Source organism: Lewinella sp. LCG006 (assembly GCF_040784935.1).
Taxonomy (GTDB): domain Bacteria; phylum Bacteroidota; class Bacteroidia; order Chitinophagales; family Saprospiraceae; genus Lewinella.
This window is the reverse complement of the sequence record NZ_CP160680.1, coordinates 4,564,554-4,581,504: the sequence shown is the minus strand read 5'-3', so window position 1 is coordinate 4,581,504 and position 16,951 is coordinate 4,564,554. Positions and strand designations below refer to the sequence as shown.

Here is a 16,951-nt window from a genome sequence, read left to right as displayed (position 1 = left end):
TCTATCCAATGAGCATCATAAATAAATTTCTTCCCTTCCTCTTATTAGTAATGCTAGCCATGGTCAACACCGCTTGCAGTCACGATCACAGTGAAGAGGGGCACCAACATGGCCTAGAAGAAGAACATAGTCATGACAGCCCCGAAGCACACGAAGAAGGCCTCATTCACCTCACCAAAGAACAGCTAAAAACCATGGACATAAGGGTGGGAGATTTCTCTCCCATGAAAATCAATGATTACGTCAACGCGACAGGAACCTTAGGGCTTCCGCCCAATGCGCTTACTTCTGTGAGTGCCAAAGCCAACGGCTTCATTGTCAGCAGTAATAAATACATTGAAGGAAATTATGTAAAAAAAGGGGTGATCATGGCTTATCTGGAAAATCCCGATTTCATTGAAAAACAACAAGCTTATCTCGAGGTAAAGGCCGCACTTACATTTTCTCAACAAGAGCTTGAACGCCAACAAACGTTGGTCAATGCAGCTGCTGGCGTAGAAAAAGACCTCCAACGCCTGCAAGCTGAAGTAGATAGCAAAACGGCTACTTTGAAAGGCCTTGCCCGGCAATTGGATTATCTGGGATTACCGGTAGACAAACTGACGCCCGACAATATTGCTCAGCGTATTCCCCTTTACGCTCCCATGTCAGGCTACCTCACCTCCATAAAAATGCACAATGGTATGTACGTGAGCCCAGCTATGGAATTGATGGAAATTGTCGACGAAACGCACCTTCACCTGGAGTTGGATATCTTCGAAAAAGACATTGCCCAGATCAAAGAAGGGCAGCTTATCAGCTATACGGTGCCCGCATTGGGAAATACCAACTACGCTGGCGAAGTACACGTCATTGGCAAAGAATTCAACCGGGAAAACAAGACAGTAAGGATACATGGCCACCTGGAAGGCAAACGACCTACTTTCATCAAAGACCTTTTTGTGGAAGCTAAAATATGGCTCAATAACCAAACGGTTTCCGCCCTGCCCGAAGGGGCCATTATCAAGGATGGGGCTTCTTCTTACATCTATATCTGCGATGAACAGACCGAAGGAGACGAAGTAGCATTCCTGCCAATTATGGTTATTCCTGGCACCACCTCAGATGGTTTCACCGCCATCACCTTGGTGGAGCCGCTGCCAAAAGGCAAGAAGATCGTCACACAGGGAGCTTACTATGTCTACGCACAGTCGAAAGCAAGTGAGTTGGAGCATTCTCACTAAACTACTTTCTTATGTCCTCTGCCGCATACTTTCGTAGAGCATAATTCCCGCAGCAACACTCACATTTAAAGAATTCAGATCGCCCAATTGAGGAATATAAAAACGTTCATCGGCAGCTTTTGCTACCCCTTTACTGATACCGTCACCTTCTGAACCAAGCACCAATGCTACTGGGCCTTTCATGTCCAACTTAGGCAAGCTTTTTTCACCGCTAAGGTCACTTGCAAAGACGGTCACCCCACTATTCTGCAAGTATTCTATTGTGCTGACCATACTCTTTACGCGGCATACGGGAATACGAGACAATGCTCCTGCCGAAGTTTTCAAAGCGTCGGGGGTTAGTCCTGCACTGCTTTTCCCGGGAAGTACAATAGCATGTACGCCAAAAAGTTCTGCCGAACGGGCAATAGCACCAAAGTTGCGGGTATCTGTCACGCCATCAAGTAAAAGTAAGAGTGGTATTTTGCCTTGCTCATATAGAAAAGGCAGGATGTTTTCCAACTTTTGATAAATGGCCACGCCTTGTAAGGCAACAACTCCCTGGTGGTTGCCTTTGACCATCCAGTTGATTTTTTCCTTCGGAATAACCGTGAGGGGGACTTCCTGGCTTCGACAAATGCGGCGCAGTTCTTTTTCAAAATCTCCACGGGTACCCTGTTGAAGATACACCTTCTCTATGGCCTGCCCTGCTTGTAAAGCTTCCAATACCGGATGGCGGCCAAATATCCATTGTTTATTATCCATAATGTGCGAAGGTAAGGCAAAGCAGCTATTTGTCGTCTGTGGTTTAATTTTAGTTTTATCATTTAGGAGTAGAAAAGCATATTTGTCTTAGTTTTGAGCAACCACCCGAATACAATTTCTATTATCTACCATAAATTCAAGCTTAATCATGAGAAGAAGTTCTACCCTTCTGCTATTGCTACTTTGTGCTTTAGTCGCTACCCCATTGGTGGCGCAGCAGCAAACCGAGCTCCAAAAAGCCCTCTTACACCTCGAACAACGCGCCACGGAATGGGGCCTGCAAACGGCCGACATCATGGATGTTGTGGTAAGTGACGAGTATGTTTCCAAACACAATGGTGCACGGCATTTTTACTTCAACCAGCAATACGCTGGTATTCCGGTTTATGCCGCCATCAATGGTGTTCACCTTTCAAGAAACGCTCAAGTCGTTTATGCTACCAATACTTTTGAGCCCAATCTGGCCGAACGCATCAATGCTGTTTCGCCTGCTATCACGGCGGAACAGGCTTTGCACTCAGCATTGACCCACCTGGGGGTGAGTACCTCTAAGCCACTGGTACTAAAAGAACAAACTGGAGGTAAATACATCTTTAGTGGCAGTGATTTTGCCAACAATGACATTAGCGTTCGGCTAACGTATATGCCGATGCGGGAAACTGGCGTCATCCACCTATCTTGGGATATGGCCATTGATGTAAAGAGCTCCGCCGATTACTGGAGCTTGCGCATTGATGCCCTTGACGGCAAAATGTTGCACCAGCACAACTATACAGTATATTGTAATTTTGATGCAAAAGAAGGGCACACCACCCATGCCAACAATTGTGTACACGAGCTGGCCGCTGAAACAAGTGCCCCCATGCGCTCCATGGAAAGCATGTTGGTGAGTGATGGAGCGGGCTATAATGTATTCCCCCTCCCTATCGAAAGCCCTTTACACGGTGACCGTACACTCCTTTTTGATCCCGCCGACCCTACGGCATCGCCTTACGGCTGGCATGACACCAACGGCATAGAAGGCGCAGAATACACCATCACCAGAGGTAATAACGTACATGCTTATCTGGATGTAGATAACATCAACTCTTCCAACAATGACGAGCCTGATGGTACCGAAGACCTGCTCTTCGATTTCTACTTTGACCGAGATGACGAGCCGGAAAACATGCAGGAATCAGCGGTTACCCAGTTGTTTTACATGAACAATATGATGCACGACATTACTTACCGTTACGGTTTTGACGAAGCGGGAGGTAATTTCCAACAACGCAACTACTCTGGTGAAGGGGATGGTCTGGATCAAGTCTTGGCAGAAGCCCAAGATGGTAGTGGCACCAACAATGCCAACTTTTCTACCCCTCCTGATGGTGCTAATGGCCGGATGCAAATGTACCGCTGGTTTGGTGTAGAAGGCAGTGTACTTAGCTTTTCTACCCCAGAGAGCATTGCTGGCAGCTACGACTCTGGTACAGCACAATACGGACCAACAGTACCTGAAATTCCTATCGTTGCTGAAGTTATCCAGGCTTTTGATGCCTCTGGTGCGCCCAACCTGGTTTGTGAAGCCGTCGCTAATGCTGACGCCATCGCTGGTAAAATTGCGCTGATTGACCGGGGAGATTGTTTCTTTGAAGAAAAAACCAACAATGCGGAAGCAGCTGGCGCTGTAGCGGTGATCATCTGTAACTATCTGGAAGAAGCACTAGGCATGGCTGGTGGTGTGGATGGTTCCGATCCTGGGATCGTCACCGTCAGCATGAAAGCATCTGATTGTAATGCCATCAAAGTATTACTTGATGCTGGTGAGATTGTAACGGCAAGCATCGGTCTACCTGCCGATAGTGGCCCCGAAAGTGTAGGCTCTAGTATGGACAATGGCGTTATTGCCCACGAGTATGGCCACGGTATCAGTAACCGCCTCACCGGAGGCCCTGCTAATACGGGCTGTCTGACCAATGACGAACAAATGGGAGAAGGTTGGAGTGATTTCTTTGCACTCATCACCACCATTCGCCCTGGCGAAACCGGACCAACCAAGCGTGGTATTGGCAATTATTCCAGCCGCCAGCCTGAAGATGGAGGTGGTATCCGTCGTTTGCCCTACAGCACTGATTTTGCCATCAACAACCATGACATGGATGACATCATTGCTACCACTGCCCCCCACGACTTGGGCGAAGTGTGGGCTACCGCCGTATGGGACCTTTACTGGGCGATGGTAGATATCTATGGCTTCGACGAAGATGTTATAAACGGCAACGGAGGCAACAACATGGCGATACAAATCGTGATGGATGGTATGAAACTACAGCGTTGTAACCCAGGTATTCTGGACGGACGTGACGCCTTGTTTACTGCTGACTTTCTCAACTACGACGGTATTCACGAATGTTTGATTTGGGAAGTATTTGCCCGCCGTGGTATGGGCTTTGATGCAGAACAAAATGATCGCTTCGACCGCAACGACAACGTAGCTGGTTTCAACACCCAGCCTACGTGTATCAAGGAATTGAAAATCACCAAATCCGCTGATCGCAACCTCATCATTGCCGGTGAAACAATTGAATACACCCTCGTAGTGACCAATGACAAAGAAGAAGCAGTCACGGGTGTGATGATAGAAGACGAGCTACCGGCTGGCCTTACTTACCAAGCAGGCTCTGCCACTGGTGCTACTGCCACAGACAATGGTACTAATGTTACTTTCGACATTGGCAACCTTGACGCTGGTGATGATGTTACCATCACTTATCGGGCAGTATCTAGTGCCTCCAACCGTTCTGTTCAGCTTTTCAAGGATGATATGGAAAACGGTGATGACAACTGGGAATTGGAATTGGGCAGCGGTTTCGACATTTGGGACCTTTCAACGAACAATCCTTACAGTGGTTCTACCAGTTGGTTTGTTCCTAACGTAGCGGAGCAAAACGACCAACAATTGGTACTCAGCGAACCCTTCGAAGTTAATGGTACTAATCCTTCTTTGCGCTTTTACCACGATTATGACACTCAGCCGGTAACGGATGGTGGCTTGGTACAAATTTCTACCAATGGAGGATTCAGCTGGGAGACGCTGAACAATTCCTTCATCCGCAACGGTTACCGTGGTGATTTGGCGGCACAGACGCTTTTCACTCCTGGTTTAGAAGCTTTCTGGGGGGATAGCCAAGGATACAAAGATTCTTACATTGACCTCAGTGCTTACCAAGGCCAAACCATTCAATTGCGTTTCCGTTTTGCTTCCAATGCGGACGGTGCTGTCACTGGTTGGTATGTGGATGATGTGGAAATCATGGACAAAGTAGCCTACGAAGGCGAAGCTTGTGTAAGCTCCAACGAAGGTGACACCAATTGTGCCCGGGTACCTCAGGGAGGTGTTATCGTAGATACAGAATTCTCAGAAAACACCGAGAATCCAGTATTTGACCCACAGGTGATGCAGGTTTACCCTAACCCAGCCAGCCATCTGCTCAACGTTTCTATCACCCTTGATTTAGCCAACTCGGTAGACGTTCAGCTCATCAATACCGGTGGTGCAGTGGTACGCCAGTGGAGAGACCAAGCCCTACAAGGACGCTTGATCTCCTTGAACATCAGCGAACTCCCTGCTGGATTTTACTTCCTGCAGTTGAATACCAAACAGGGTATTTACACGCAGAAGGTGACGATTCAGTAAGTAGCCTTTCTTAAAAAGAACTTTTGTTTTCGCGAATCCCGACTTTTCTTTTCACAGGAAAGTCGGGATTTATATTTTCACCAACCTCCTCACGGCCACCTCTCCCCGAGCATTTTCAAGCTGTAACAAGTAGATCCCTGGTGGATACTTGGAAAAATCCAGACTGCGTCCACTTGCATTTATCACGCTGGTGAACAATAGTTGCCCCAATCCATCAAAACAACGGAGTACCGACTCTTCTTCGCGATTGCTCGTGACCTCTACGCCTTCCATTATGGGATTGTGGCTGAGCATCAAGTTCAGCGGTTCATTGGGCGTATAAGGCTGTGGTGCAAAACAATCAGAAGGTAAGGGGTTGATTTCTACAGGAAGTAGACCAGACATATCTCTCCCACGAAAAGCTGGATCATCTAAAGCATACTTGCGTGCGGCAAAGGTTTGATTGAAGCGAACGGTGCTCCCTTGAACAGCTGGCCCACCATTGGGATTGACGGGATTGAGGTACTCCCAAACAATTTCTTTTTCCCCGTTGATCTCAAAAAAATGACCATCGGCACCCGAACAGATAAACAAGTGCTCATCAGGCAATTGTTGCACACTGGACATATATGGAGAATAAAACCAGGGTGCTTCGAAAGCAACCATTGCCGAGGAGCTCACAAATTGACCATCTGCATCTTTGGCATACCTACCATCTGAAAGGTAGGGGGGCTGCCATATTTTGATCGCCGATTGGTCTTCCCCTTCTTCATTATTGAACACTATCATGGCAGCATTTCCAGCTTGAGGGTGCAGCCATTGAGCATCGTGCTGGGCTTTAAATACGCTTGCCCCTGTTCCTTGATAAGTCGCAGGATTGCCATACCGATATAGTAAATCTCCACCCTGCCCGTATCGCCCGCCTTTTGATTGACGAGCTTCTTGCGTAGTGGTACTATGATCGATCACCCACACTTCGCTAAATAACCGCGAGCTTAGGATTATTTGATCCAGCTCAGGATGATAATCAATAGCATTGAGGTGTACCCAGTTGGCCTCGGCCATTGTGCCCTCCGCTCGATAATTGAGGTCGACGCGTTGAGGAAAGTCTGAAACGACTCCAAAGTTGGCTGCGTTCGCGTCATAATCCTGCACCAGATGGTCCCACAATTGCCACTGCCAGACAATTTCTGCCTGGTTGTTTGGCAAGATTTTTATTTCGTAAACGGCCTCGGTCCATAAATCTATCTGGCGATCGCTTCCCTGCAACTGTGCTTGTTCCGCCGTGCGTTTTTCCCAAACGAGCGCCAAAAAATGACCATTGGGTAAAACACAAAAATCGTGGTGCGCTTGTCGGTTTGCATCATTTATTTCGTAAGACCATAACAATTCGCCCTCCCAGTTGAACAGTTCAAAACCACCGCCCCTTCCACTGATTTGAAAGCTCCCGTCTTGTTCTGCACTGCGTAATAAATCGCCATTTTCCAACAAGAAAAGCGCCCGGCCAGGACGATACGCACTTTGCCACTGATTAACAATCAAACCACAATTGTCAATCAGATAAGAGGCTTCATTATTGCTAAAAAGGGTATACGAAGGGAAAGCTTTCTCAGAATTATGCAGCAAACCTACCGTAGGTTGTGCGTAACCTATCAGTAGTAAAAACATCAATAAAACGAATAGGATTTGTCGTTGAAACATTCGTTGAAGAAGTTGGAAGGCACTTTGAAGTACCTTCCAACTATAAGTTCTCTAAGAGAAAAGATTAAAAGTTTACACCCAAACGCGCAAAGAAAAACGCGCCATCCGATCCCATTTGAACCGAATCATTGAAACCTCCCTGATCGGTCCAACCATCAAATTGTGGGGTAGGATAGGTATTCAAGAGGTTATTGGCACCAAGGGTCAGTCGGAAATTGCTAGACAACTGGTAGCTGAGGCTCAAATCAAGCGTCATCGCTGCTTCGTAGACATCTGTAGCTACCTTGTATAGGGCATCCGCTTCCGCTTGATTGGTAGCGGGAGAATCTACCCACTGAAAATCCTGGAGGATCACTTCACTGAATTGAGTAATGGCCAACTGAGCGTCAAACTTAGGGGTATTGTAACCCAAATTCACACCAATTTTATAATCCGGTGCAGCAGCTTCCAGGTAAGCCTGAGAGAAAGGACCGAAGAAGGTGAATTCGTTCAGATTACCATTGTTGATACTTTCGATTTCCAGCTTATTAAAGTTGGCTGCCACGCCAAAGCGTACACTGTTCTCCCCGTTTGCCAGAAACTTCTTATAGTTTAGCACAACATCTACACCACTCGTTTTGGTATCTACACCGTTGGCAAAAAACTGAGCAGCATCTGCACCTACATTGAAAGCGGTTGCATCAAAGTTATCGGTCAGAATGATACGATCATCAACAGAAATAGAATAAGCGTCAACCGTTGCCGTCAGGCCTCCAGAAGTGAAGGTAAAGCCAACGCTGGTATTCAGTGCTGTTTCTTCCTGTAATTGTCCGATACCGAAGGCTTTTGTCACCGTGCTGGTATTGCTGGCCAACAAGGTAGGTACCGAGCGTCCTGCAACAATGTTATTGAAGATCAGATTGTAATGAATCTGCGCCAGGGAAGGTGCCCGGAATCCAGAAGAAACCGATCCACGCAAAGAGAAACCATCACTGATCTTGTAGCGGCCCGCCAACTTGTAGTTGAACGTTTCGCCAAAATCGCTATAAGTCTCGTAACGCAAAGCACCCGCTAACAAAAAGGCATCGGTAATATTGGCTTCTACATCAAAGTAGGCACCTAAATTACTGCGGTTACGATCTACTACATTGGCAGGGCTATAACCAGGAAAACCCTGTGATCCTCCTGGCAATCCATCTCCATTGCTATCAACAGCAGGAACTTGAACAGCAGGGTTGGTAATCGCTACTCCTAGCGTATCATACAAGGCATACGAAGATTCTTCGCCAGCGAAAATGGTGAAGTTTTCGGTGCGGTATTCCAAACCAAAGGCGAAGTTCACCCCTGACAGGATGTCTTCGTTGTACTTGCTAAAGTCCAGGCCGGTGGTATTGATAGATAAATTATGGCCACCAGCATCAAAATCAGTAGGAGAAGCAGCCCCTAAAGAAGCATTGTTGGAATCTTTAATAAAGTAATGGAAATCGTTTTTACCATAAGTATTGTTGAAGTCTACCATCCAACCATTATCCATTTTGTGGCGAATCCCTGCGGAAGCAGAAGCGTCTGTAATAATGGAAGTAATCCGGGGCGTAAAGCCATTGGGATATAGGCTGGGAACAGCACGATTATCGCCATCAGCAAAACTGCTGCGTGAGAAAGCAAAAGCATCGGTATCGCGATAATTTCGGCCTCCGAAGGCATAAAACTCGGTGTTTTCACCAAGGGGCATCGCCATGTTTACCATAAAATTGAATCCATCAATAGCAGCACTGCCGTAACCTTTACGCCAGGAAAAACCAGGACGTAGGGTACGATCTTTTGATAAATATTCCGCCGTAAAATTGGCGAAACCACCGTCCTCACCCAGTGCAACACCATAATTGAGCCCTACCTGGGTTGTATTGCCATCAAAGCTGGCATCACCATCAGGATCTAATGCCCGATTCGTTCCATTGACATTAAATAGTGCATCACCATATTCTTCTTCGTAACCTTCTCCAACTGCCGTGCTATACGCACCGTAGGTAATGCCACCAGAAATGCCATCCGTTTTGTCTTTTAGGACAATATTGATAACTCCAGCGATGGCATCAGAACCATACTGCGCTGATGCACCATCACGTAAAATTTCGATACGCTTAATCGCAGAAGCGGGAATAGCGTTCAGGTCAGTACCACTATTACCTCTACCTCTGGTACCAAATACATTGACCAATGACGATTGGTGGCGGCGTTTACCGTTCACCAATACCAATGTTTGGTCTGGCCCTAAACCGCGTAACGAGGCAGGATCAATGTGGTCGGCACCGTCAGAGCCCGACTGCTTGGTAGCATTGAAAGAAGGGGCCGCGTATTGCAGGATTTCATTGATAGCAACCCGGCCGGTAGATGCCGAGATATCAGCAACATCGATCACATCGACTGCCACCGGAGAATCCGTGGCTGAACGCCGGAAGCTACGTGAACCAACAACTTGAACTTCACCTAAGGTCACCCCTTCGCTGAGTTCTACATTGACTTTATTCCGACCATCAATGGCAACTTCCATCGTCTGATATCCGATGTAAGAAACAATGAGTACGGTTACGTCATCATTGACCGACAAAGCGTAATTGCCATCGTAATCCGTCACGGTACCTTGAGCAGTACCCTTGGCTTGAACGGTAGCTCCAATAATCGGCTCGCCGGTGGCTCCATCTGTAACCTGCCCGGAGATTTCTTTGAGAGGCTCGGCCATTGTATGATCATCCGCTGCCATTAAGGAAAGTCCACTAAACGTGGCCAATACCAAGAGTAAGCCCAAACGCTTATTTAATGCGTTTTTCACAAAAATTAGTAAGTGGTTCTGTTTCATAAAAAGTGATTGTTATTAAAAAAAGTAGCCCTTATTGGGAAACAGGCACACAGTAGTATGCGCTGTAAATGCTTATCATTGCCAAGTTTTGGGGATGGGGATATTGTTTCCTGTGTCGCTCTAGAAGTGATACAAGAAAGGAAAAAACGGTGATATTACTACTTAATCAAGTGCTTTAAATCTCATAAAATGTGCGGCCATCACGAGCGAGTCGCCGCAAAAGTGGACTACAACGGTACCGATCTTCGTGATACTCATGGTAAAGTGCATCGAGTTTTTCTACCACGTAGGGGATGGTTAATTCATCTGCCCATGCCAATAATCCTTTGGGGTAGTTAACACCTTTGGTCATGGCCAGATCTATGGCATCTCGGCTAGCGACGTTTAGATACAAAGCATCAGCTGCTTCGTTGATCAACATCACCAGTACCCGCTGTAGGATGGCTTTGCCTTTGCTCAGGTCCTTATCTGGTAACGGGAGTTCGCTCCCTTCTTCATAATGGTAAAAACCGCGCCCTGATTTACGCCCCAAATAGCCTGCATCCACCAGCCGCTGCTGGGTAAAACTAGGCTTGTAACGTGGATCAAAATAGAAGGCAGCAAAAACAGTTTCAGTTACTTTGTAATTGACATCGTGACCAATGTAATCCATCAACGCAAAAGGCCCCATCCGGAAACCACCCACCTCGGTCATAGCCCAGTCTATGGTAGCCAGGTCGGCGATACCTTCTTCGTAAATCCGGAGCGCCTCACTATAAAAAGGACGGGCTACCCGGTTGACAATGAAGCCTGGTGTGTCTTTGGCCATAACGGGTACCTTTCCCCAGGTTTTCATCAGTTCGTAACACTCCTCAGCAACATTGGCCTCCGTTTGTACGGCGGGTACGACTTCGACCAAAGCCATCAATGGGGCGGGATTGAAAAAGTGTAAGCCTAGCACACGCCCCGGCTTACGGCAGGCCGCCGCAATCGCTGTCACCGCCAGGGAGGATGTATTGGTCGCTAAAACAGCTCCTTCGGAAAGCACATCTTCCAGTTGTTCAAACAGCGCTTTCTTCACTTCCAATCTTTCTACAATGGCTTCGATCACCAGACCAACATCCGCCATTTTAAACAACGAATCTACGTACTGAATGCGCCCCTGGATGGCTTCCGACTCTGCCTGGCTGATCTTTTCCTTCCCGACAAGGCGATCCATTATTTTGGCCAATTTATTGCTGGAGCGTTTCAACGCATCGGGGTTATTATCATAAATCAGAACTTGATGCCCCGCAGTGGCCGCCACCTGAGCAATACCACTACCCATTGCTCCACTGCCTACAATACCTACGCTGATCATATTGGTCTATTTGGTTTGGATGGCAAAGGTACAAAGCCTGCCTACAATACCGTAAGAACTAGGACAGTTCCAATATTTTTGGAACACATTCTCCTTGAGGGTGTTTACCTTTACGTAAGGTAAAATTGATTACTAAAAAAAACCACGATGAAAAAAGGAATACTATTGGGCCTAAGCCTAAGTTTTTGTCTACTCTTTGGCTTACAGGCTCAGGAAGTACCACGTACGATTATTGTAGAACACTTCACTAACTCCCGCTGTGGCATTTGTGCGAGTCGCAACCCGGGGTTCTACAGTAACCTCAACAGCCAGGAAGGAATATTGCACCTGGCCATCCACCCCAGCTCGCCTTACAGCAGTTGTATCTTTAGCCAGGCCAACCCTGGTGAAAATGACGCTCGGACCAATTACTACGGTGTCTACGGTGGCACCCCACGCCTGGTGATCCAGGGCAATGTTATATCATCCGGCACCAATTACGGCAACGCCTCCATTTTTGAGCCTTACCAAAACCAGACGACACCCGTCAGTTTGGATATTCGCCAGACCAAAGAAGATGGTGAAATCATCGTGACGGTTACCATCACTGCCGAAGCGAATAATGACTTGGGGACAGCACAATTGTTTTTGGCTGCTGCCGAAAAAGAGGTGATGTATAATGCTCCTAATGGCGAGAATGTGCACCACGATGTCTTCCGTCGTACCTTCAACGGAGAACCTACCGGGGTGAGTGTTGACATTCCTGCTACCGCTGGTGAATCAACTACTGTTACAGGTAGCCTTATGGCAAACGAAGATTGGGTCTACGAACAGCTTTTTACCGTGGCTATTCTTCAGCATACCGACACCAAGGCAGTCATTCAAGCTGCAGCGGCTGACCCCTCCGAAAACGAGCCCCTGGTGAGTATTTCTGAAGTGAATACCCTCGCCGCTCAGATCTTCCCCAACCCTGTTCAGGATCGCTTACAGATAAAATTGGCAAATGATAAGAAGGCTACTTTCCTCTTATTCAATAGCCAGGGCCAGGTACTACAAAGTGGCACGTTTCAAGGACAAACACAAGTAGAGATGGCGGCTTACCCAAGTGGTCTTTACTGGCTGGAAGTACAAAATACGGAAGGGAAAGCGGTTAGTAAGATTCTGAAATAAGTGCAGTAGGGAGCGGAGTGAGCTATACCCAACGTTTACACTTTTACACCCTTCCAACCTTTGCACTATTCAATAGGAAGGAGGCTGATCAAGCATTTGATCAGCCTCCTTTCTATTTTTGACTTACTCGCCAAAAGGGGTCTTTTATTAATCTTGTGCAGCAAAAACTCTGCGCAAGAGATCGGTGGTACGGGCGGCAATGTTATTACGAATATCCAATTCCTCTTTGGCGACCTGCGCAAAAAGGCCATCCAAGGCCTTGTTGGTGACGTAATCATCCAAGTCTGGATCAACCTGGTCGTTTACCAACGGAATTTTGTTGTAGGTATTCACCGCGCTGCTCCAATAATCTCTAGCGTTGAATTTGTCGAGGGAAGCTACGATAACGGGATTGAATTCATTGTAAAGCTGCTGATAAGTAACACGCTTCAAATAAACAGTGGCAGCATCTTTATCCCCTTTGAGGATTCCAAGGGCATCGTTGATGGTCATGGATTTGATGGCATTCACAAAAATAGGCTTGGCTTTGGATGCCGCATCTTCCGCTCCTCTGTTGATTTTTTCCAGCACATTTTGCTCCAGATTGGAGAAGCCAGGGACATTTTGCAGGCGATCAGTCACTTTACGGGCTTCCTCAGGAAGTAAAATCTTATACGGGCTTTGGAAGTAACCGTTTTCACGAGAAAGGCGCTCGGCACCTTTGCTGATCCCAATTTCGAGGGCTTCTTTAAGGCCATTGCCTATTTCGGTAGAAGTAAGGGCGTTTTCGCCCAAAACAGTACCCAACACACTATTGAGGTTGGTGGTATCACAGGCTGTTAGCGAAAACAGGGCCAGGATAAAGATTATTTGCTTAAACATATTGATGTATTTTGTTCTTTAGACGCAAGATTAACGCCAAAAGCTCGGTACTCACCGTTAGAAAAAAGTTAATTTATCCAAATAAGGAGCTCATTTTACCTCCGCCACCGCTGCTGCCGGAAAAACTGCCCGTTTTTACTTCTATGTAAGCAGCGGCCACTTGTCCACTAAGGGGTGGATTAAGTTTGCGGATAATCAGGCGAATACCTTTGAGGTTGTCATAAAATTCACTGATCCTGGCAATGATCCGATCGGCCAAGGTCTCAATCAGTTGGGCAGATTTTTTCATCTCCGATTGTACCATCAGATAAACCGTCTCGTAGTTGACCGTAGACCCTAAGTCATCGTGCATCGCCGCACGCCGAGTGTTGACATCTACGTAGATATCAATCAAAAAATCATTGCCCAGTACTTCTTCTTCGGGGTAAAATCCGTGGGGGCCATTGAAGCGCATGCCTTCTAATCCGATTACTGCCATTGATTTGCGTTTTTAAATCTTGCTGCTAAGGTAAGTCACTTGATTCAGAAACCTAACTTAGTTCGTTTTCAGTATTTTTTTGATGATTGTACTATCTCTCGTTTTTATCGCAACAAAATATACACCTTTAGGCAAATGAGTCATATTCAACTCCTTTTGAATCGTAGGAGGTATAACCATTCGCCCGGTTGCGTTGTACACTGAAATTTCAGTCTCAGTAATAGCGGTAGTCTTTAGGAATAAGTACCCGCTAGTTGGGTTAGGGTAAATCGTAATACCTTGGCTACCCTGAGAAGAAAACACTACGCCACTAAGTACTGCACAGGTATCGGAGGGAGAAAAATTAAGATCTGTCCAACTATTGAAATCTTGTAGTAAGCTATCATAGGTATGGTTTTGAAACTCATAAGGCCATGGCTCTAGGTAGCGAATCCCTAACATTTTGGCTTGCGTAAAAACAGTACTGTACAAACCATCCTGGAACCTTTCTACTTGATCTGACCTGCCTATAACTTGGGCGTATTTATCTCCTTGAAAATTCGAAATGTATGTAATTAAATCAGGCTGATAGGAAGTTTTTCCAGAAATCCACCACATACCTAATCCTATTCGCTCACACAAAGATTCCTCATTGACCAAGTCATTAATAATGGTTGCAGGGACTATGGTGTCTCTATCAATTTCATGAATCTCAAAAACAATAGGCTTACTAGGGAAAGCCTCTCCAAATTTCAAAGCGGTTGCTTTTGCACAAGCGATCCATTGCTCATTGGAGAATCCACTAAGAGCAAAAGCAGCCATATCAACTCCATTCAGGTGGCCTTCAATGCCATTTACTGTCATTTGTGAAACATAAACATGTGAGAGTAAAGTATCGGAAGCATATTGCTCACCTAGGGCAGAAATTAATGCATCTAGTCTTTCTTCCACAATAGCATCCCACCAGAGGGGCAACACCCAATTTTGGCCCTGGTATTCGAAATCAAAATGATCTGCCCCTAAAGTTCCAGTAAGCCATGCAGGGCTACCAAATGCCCCTACTGAAATAGCTATAGCATATTTCAATCCTGCACTTTTAACAATATTGATCTTGTTATCTAATAAGGTGAAATCAATAACTCCTGGCGTAGATTCAATATTTGACCATTTCTCAGTCAGCAAAACACCTCGGGCATCGGGATGAGAAATGACATTGGAATTGGTACCATTGGTACCTGCGAAACAACCGAGCGGTTTTTCAATTATTTGAGCATTCAAAGATAAGCCGCACAAAAGCAGTGCAAATGAAGTACAAAATAATCTCATGGGTATTTTTTCTGCTAAGACCGCTTTGTAGGTAAATGGTTTAGTGTGCCAGGCTATGATTATTTAACCTGTACGAATACTCCTGGCCTAGCGATGTGCAGCAGCTACCCGGCACGGGTAGGCCCGAAGGGCTGAACGAACAGTGAACTGTGTAACGCCTGCCTGCCATGCGCCGGGCAGGTAGGTAGTGGTGTTACGACGGGGGAGACCCCTCAAAATAAAATAAAACCTATCCCTTGCCTAATAGCGTAAAAAACCCGTCACACTTTTCACAAAATGAGTAGAAAATAAGCGAAAAACGTACCTTTGCCAAAATTTACGAAGACAGAAGATTTTAGCTACTTCTCTCTTCCCCTAACCAAAGCTAAAAAGCGATATGGCAACGAACAATAACGGGACTGTTTCTCCGACCATCGAAAAGAAAGCACGGGAAGACCGCTTCCAGTTTCACGATCACTACCTGGTGGATGATCTCCTCGACGAGGATCACCGCATGGCACGCGCCGCAGTACGTGATTGGGTAAAGCAAGAGGTTTCTCCGATTATTGAAGAATACACTGAACGTGGCGAATGTCCTACACACCTTTATAAAGGCCTCGCTGAAATCGGTGCTTTTGGACCAAGTATCCCTGCAGAATATGGCGGTGGTGGCATGGACGAAATTGCCTACGGCGTAATCATGCAAGAACTGGAGCGAGGCGATTCGGGCATCCGCTCTATGGCTTCCGTCCAGGGTTCTTTGGTCATGTATCCGATTTATCGCTTTGGTTCAGAGGAGCAAAAGCGCAAATACCTGCCCAAATTAGGCAGTGGTGAATTTATTGGCTGCTTTGGCCTGACGGAACCGGACCACGGCTCTAACCCCGACGGAATGGTCACCAACATCAAAGATGATGGTGATGCCTATATCCTGAACGGTGCCAAAATGTGGATCACCAACTCTCCGCTGGCCGACATCGCTGTGGTTTGGGCCAAAGATGAAGAAGGCATTATCCGTGGTTTGATCGTAGAAAAAGGCATGGAAGGCTTTTCAGCGCCACAAATTCATGGCAAGTGGTCGCTACGTGCCAGCATCACGGGCGAGCTGGTATTTGAAGACGTACGCGTACCTAAAGCGAATGTGTTGCCACACGTACAAGGACTGAAAGGCCCACTTTCGTGCCTGAGCAAAGCCCGCTACGGAATTGCCTGGGGTGCGATTGGAGCTGCGCTTGATTGCTATGATTCGGCCCTGCGTTACAGTATGGAACGGGTACAGTTTGGCAAACCTATTGCTGGCTTCCAACTCACGCAGAAGAAATTGGCGGAAATGCTGACCGAAATCACCAAAGCTCAGCTGCTAGCCTGGCGCCTGGGAACCTTGGCCAACAAAGGCCAGGCAACGCCTGCACAGATCAGTATGGCCAAGCGCAACAACGTAGCCATGGCACTGGACGTAGCGCGTGAAGCTCGTCAAATCCATGGCGGCATGGGCATCACCAACGAATACCCCGTCATGCGGCACATGATGAACCTTGAAACAGTACTGACGTACGAAGGTACCCACGACATTCACCTCCTGATTACAGGAATGGCGGTAACGGGGATCAACGCCTTTAAGTAACCTATAAAAGGAAGGTGTGGCGTACTTAATGAACAGTACGCCGCACCCTTACAC

At 46.8% G+C, this 16,951-nt stretch carries 11 protein-coding genes; 4 read left to right on the top strand and 7 right to left on the bottom strand.

Annotated features, from left to right (window positions below; all coding sequences use genetic code 11):
• Positions 1-8 precede the first annotated feature (8 nt).
• Positions 9-1,223 (top strand): efflux RND transporter periplasmic adaptor subunit, encoded by a 1,215-nt coding sequence (locus AB0L18_RS16565; RefSeq protein WP_367388418.1) that lies wholly within the window; start codon positions 9-11, stop codon positions 1,221-1,223.
• A 9-nt stretch (positions 1,224-1,232) separates the two neighbouring features.
• On the opposite strand, the gene rlmB is transcribed toward AB0L18_RS16565, so the two are convergent.
• Positions 1,233-1,967, bottom strand: a complete 735-nt coding sequence (rlmB, locus tag AB0L18_RS16560) for a 23S rRNA (guanosine(2251)-2'-O)-methyltransferase RlmB (protein ID WP_367388417.1) — start codon at positions 1,965-1,967, stop codon at positions 1,233-1,235.
• Positions 1,968-2,115: 148 nt separating this feature from the next.
• On the opposite strand from rlmB, the gene AB0L18_RS16555 reads away from it, so the two are divergent.
• Positions 2,116-5,646, top strand: a complete 3,531-nt coding sequence (locus tag AB0L18_RS16555; RefSeq protein ID WP_367388416.1) for a M36 family metallopeptidase — start codon at positions 2,116-2,118, stop codon at positions 5,644-5,646.
• A 69-nt stretch (positions 5,647-5,715) separates the two neighbouring features.
• On the opposite strand, the gene AB0L18_RS16550 is transcribed toward AB0L18_RS16555, so the two are convergent.
• The 3 genes from AB0L18_RS16550 to AB0L18_RS16540 form a co-directional block, all read right to left on the bottom strand.
• On the bottom strand, positions 5,716-7,293 hold the full coding sequence (locus AB0L18_RS16550; protein ID WP_367388415.1) for an aryl-sulfate sulfotransferase: 1,578 nt from the start codon (positions 7,291-7,293) through the stop codon (positions 5,716-5,718).
• 97 nt (positions 7,294-7,390) lie between these two features.
• Complete coding sequence (locus AB0L18_RS16545) at positions 7,391-10,162, bottom strand: TonB-dependent receptor (RefSeq protein ID WP_367388414.1); 2,772 nt, start codon at positions 10,160-10,162, stop codon at positions 7,391-7,393.
• Positions 10,163-10,337: 175 nt separating this feature from the next.
• A complete protein-coding gene (locus AB0L18_RS16540; protein ID WP_367388413.1) occupies positions 10,338-11,501 on the bottom strand; it encodes a 3-hydroxyacyl-CoA dehydrogenase NAD-binding domain-containing protein in 1,164 nt (387 codons plus the stop codon).
• A gap of 147 nt (positions 11,502-11,648) precedes the next feature.
• Here AB0L18_RS16540 and AB0L18_RS16535 point away from each other — a divergent pair, with 147 nt between their 5' ends.
• Positions 11,649-12,650 (top strand): T9SS type A sorting domain-containing protein, encoded by a 1,002-nt coding sequence (locus AB0L18_RS16535; RefSeq protein WP_367388412.1) that lies wholly within the window; start codon positions 11,649-11,651, stop codon positions 12,648-12,650.
• Between the two features lie 147 nt (positions 12,651-12,797).
• Here AB0L18_RS16535 and AB0L18_RS16530 read toward each other — a convergent pair whose 3' ends face one another.
• The 3 genes from AB0L18_RS16530 to AB0L18_RS16520 all read right to left on the bottom strand — a co-directional run bounded on the left by AB0L18_RS16530 (position 12,798) and on the right by AB0L18_RS16520 (position 15,294).
• Positions 12,798-13,511, bottom strand: coding sequence for a DUF4197 domain-containing protein (locus tag AB0L18_RS16530; RefSeq protein ID WP_367388411.1), 714 nt, complete (start codon positions 13,509-13,511; stop codon positions 12,798-12,800).
• 73 nt (positions 13,512-13,584) lie between these two features.
• Positions 13,585-13,989 carry a dihydroneopterin aldolase gene (gene folB / locus AB0L18_RS16525; protein ID WP_367388410.1) on the bottom strand — a complete coding sequence of 135 codons (405 nt, stop codon included), beginning with the start codon at positions 13,987-13,989 and terminating at the stop codon, positions 13,585-13,587.
• A 57-nt stretch (positions 13,990-14,046) separates the two neighbouring features.
• The gene (locus tag AB0L18_RS16520) at positions 14,047-15,294 is read right to left on the bottom strand and encodes a T9SS type A sorting domain-containing protein (RefSeq protein ID WP_367388409.1); all 1,248 of its coding nucleotides are present in this window, start codon (positions 15,292-15,294) and stop codon (positions 14,047-14,049) included.
• A gap of 376 nt (positions 15,295-15,670) precedes the next feature.
• Here AB0L18_RS16520 and AB0L18_RS16515 point away from each other — a divergent pair, with 376 nt between their 5' ends.
• The gene (locus AB0L18_RS16515) at positions 15,671-16,897 is read left to right on the top strand and encodes an acyl-CoA dehydrogenase family protein (protein ID WP_367388408.1); all 1,227 of its coding nucleotides are present in this window, start codon (positions 15,671-15,673) and stop codon (positions 16,895-16,897) included.
• Positions 16,898-16,951 lie beyond the last annotated feature (54 nt).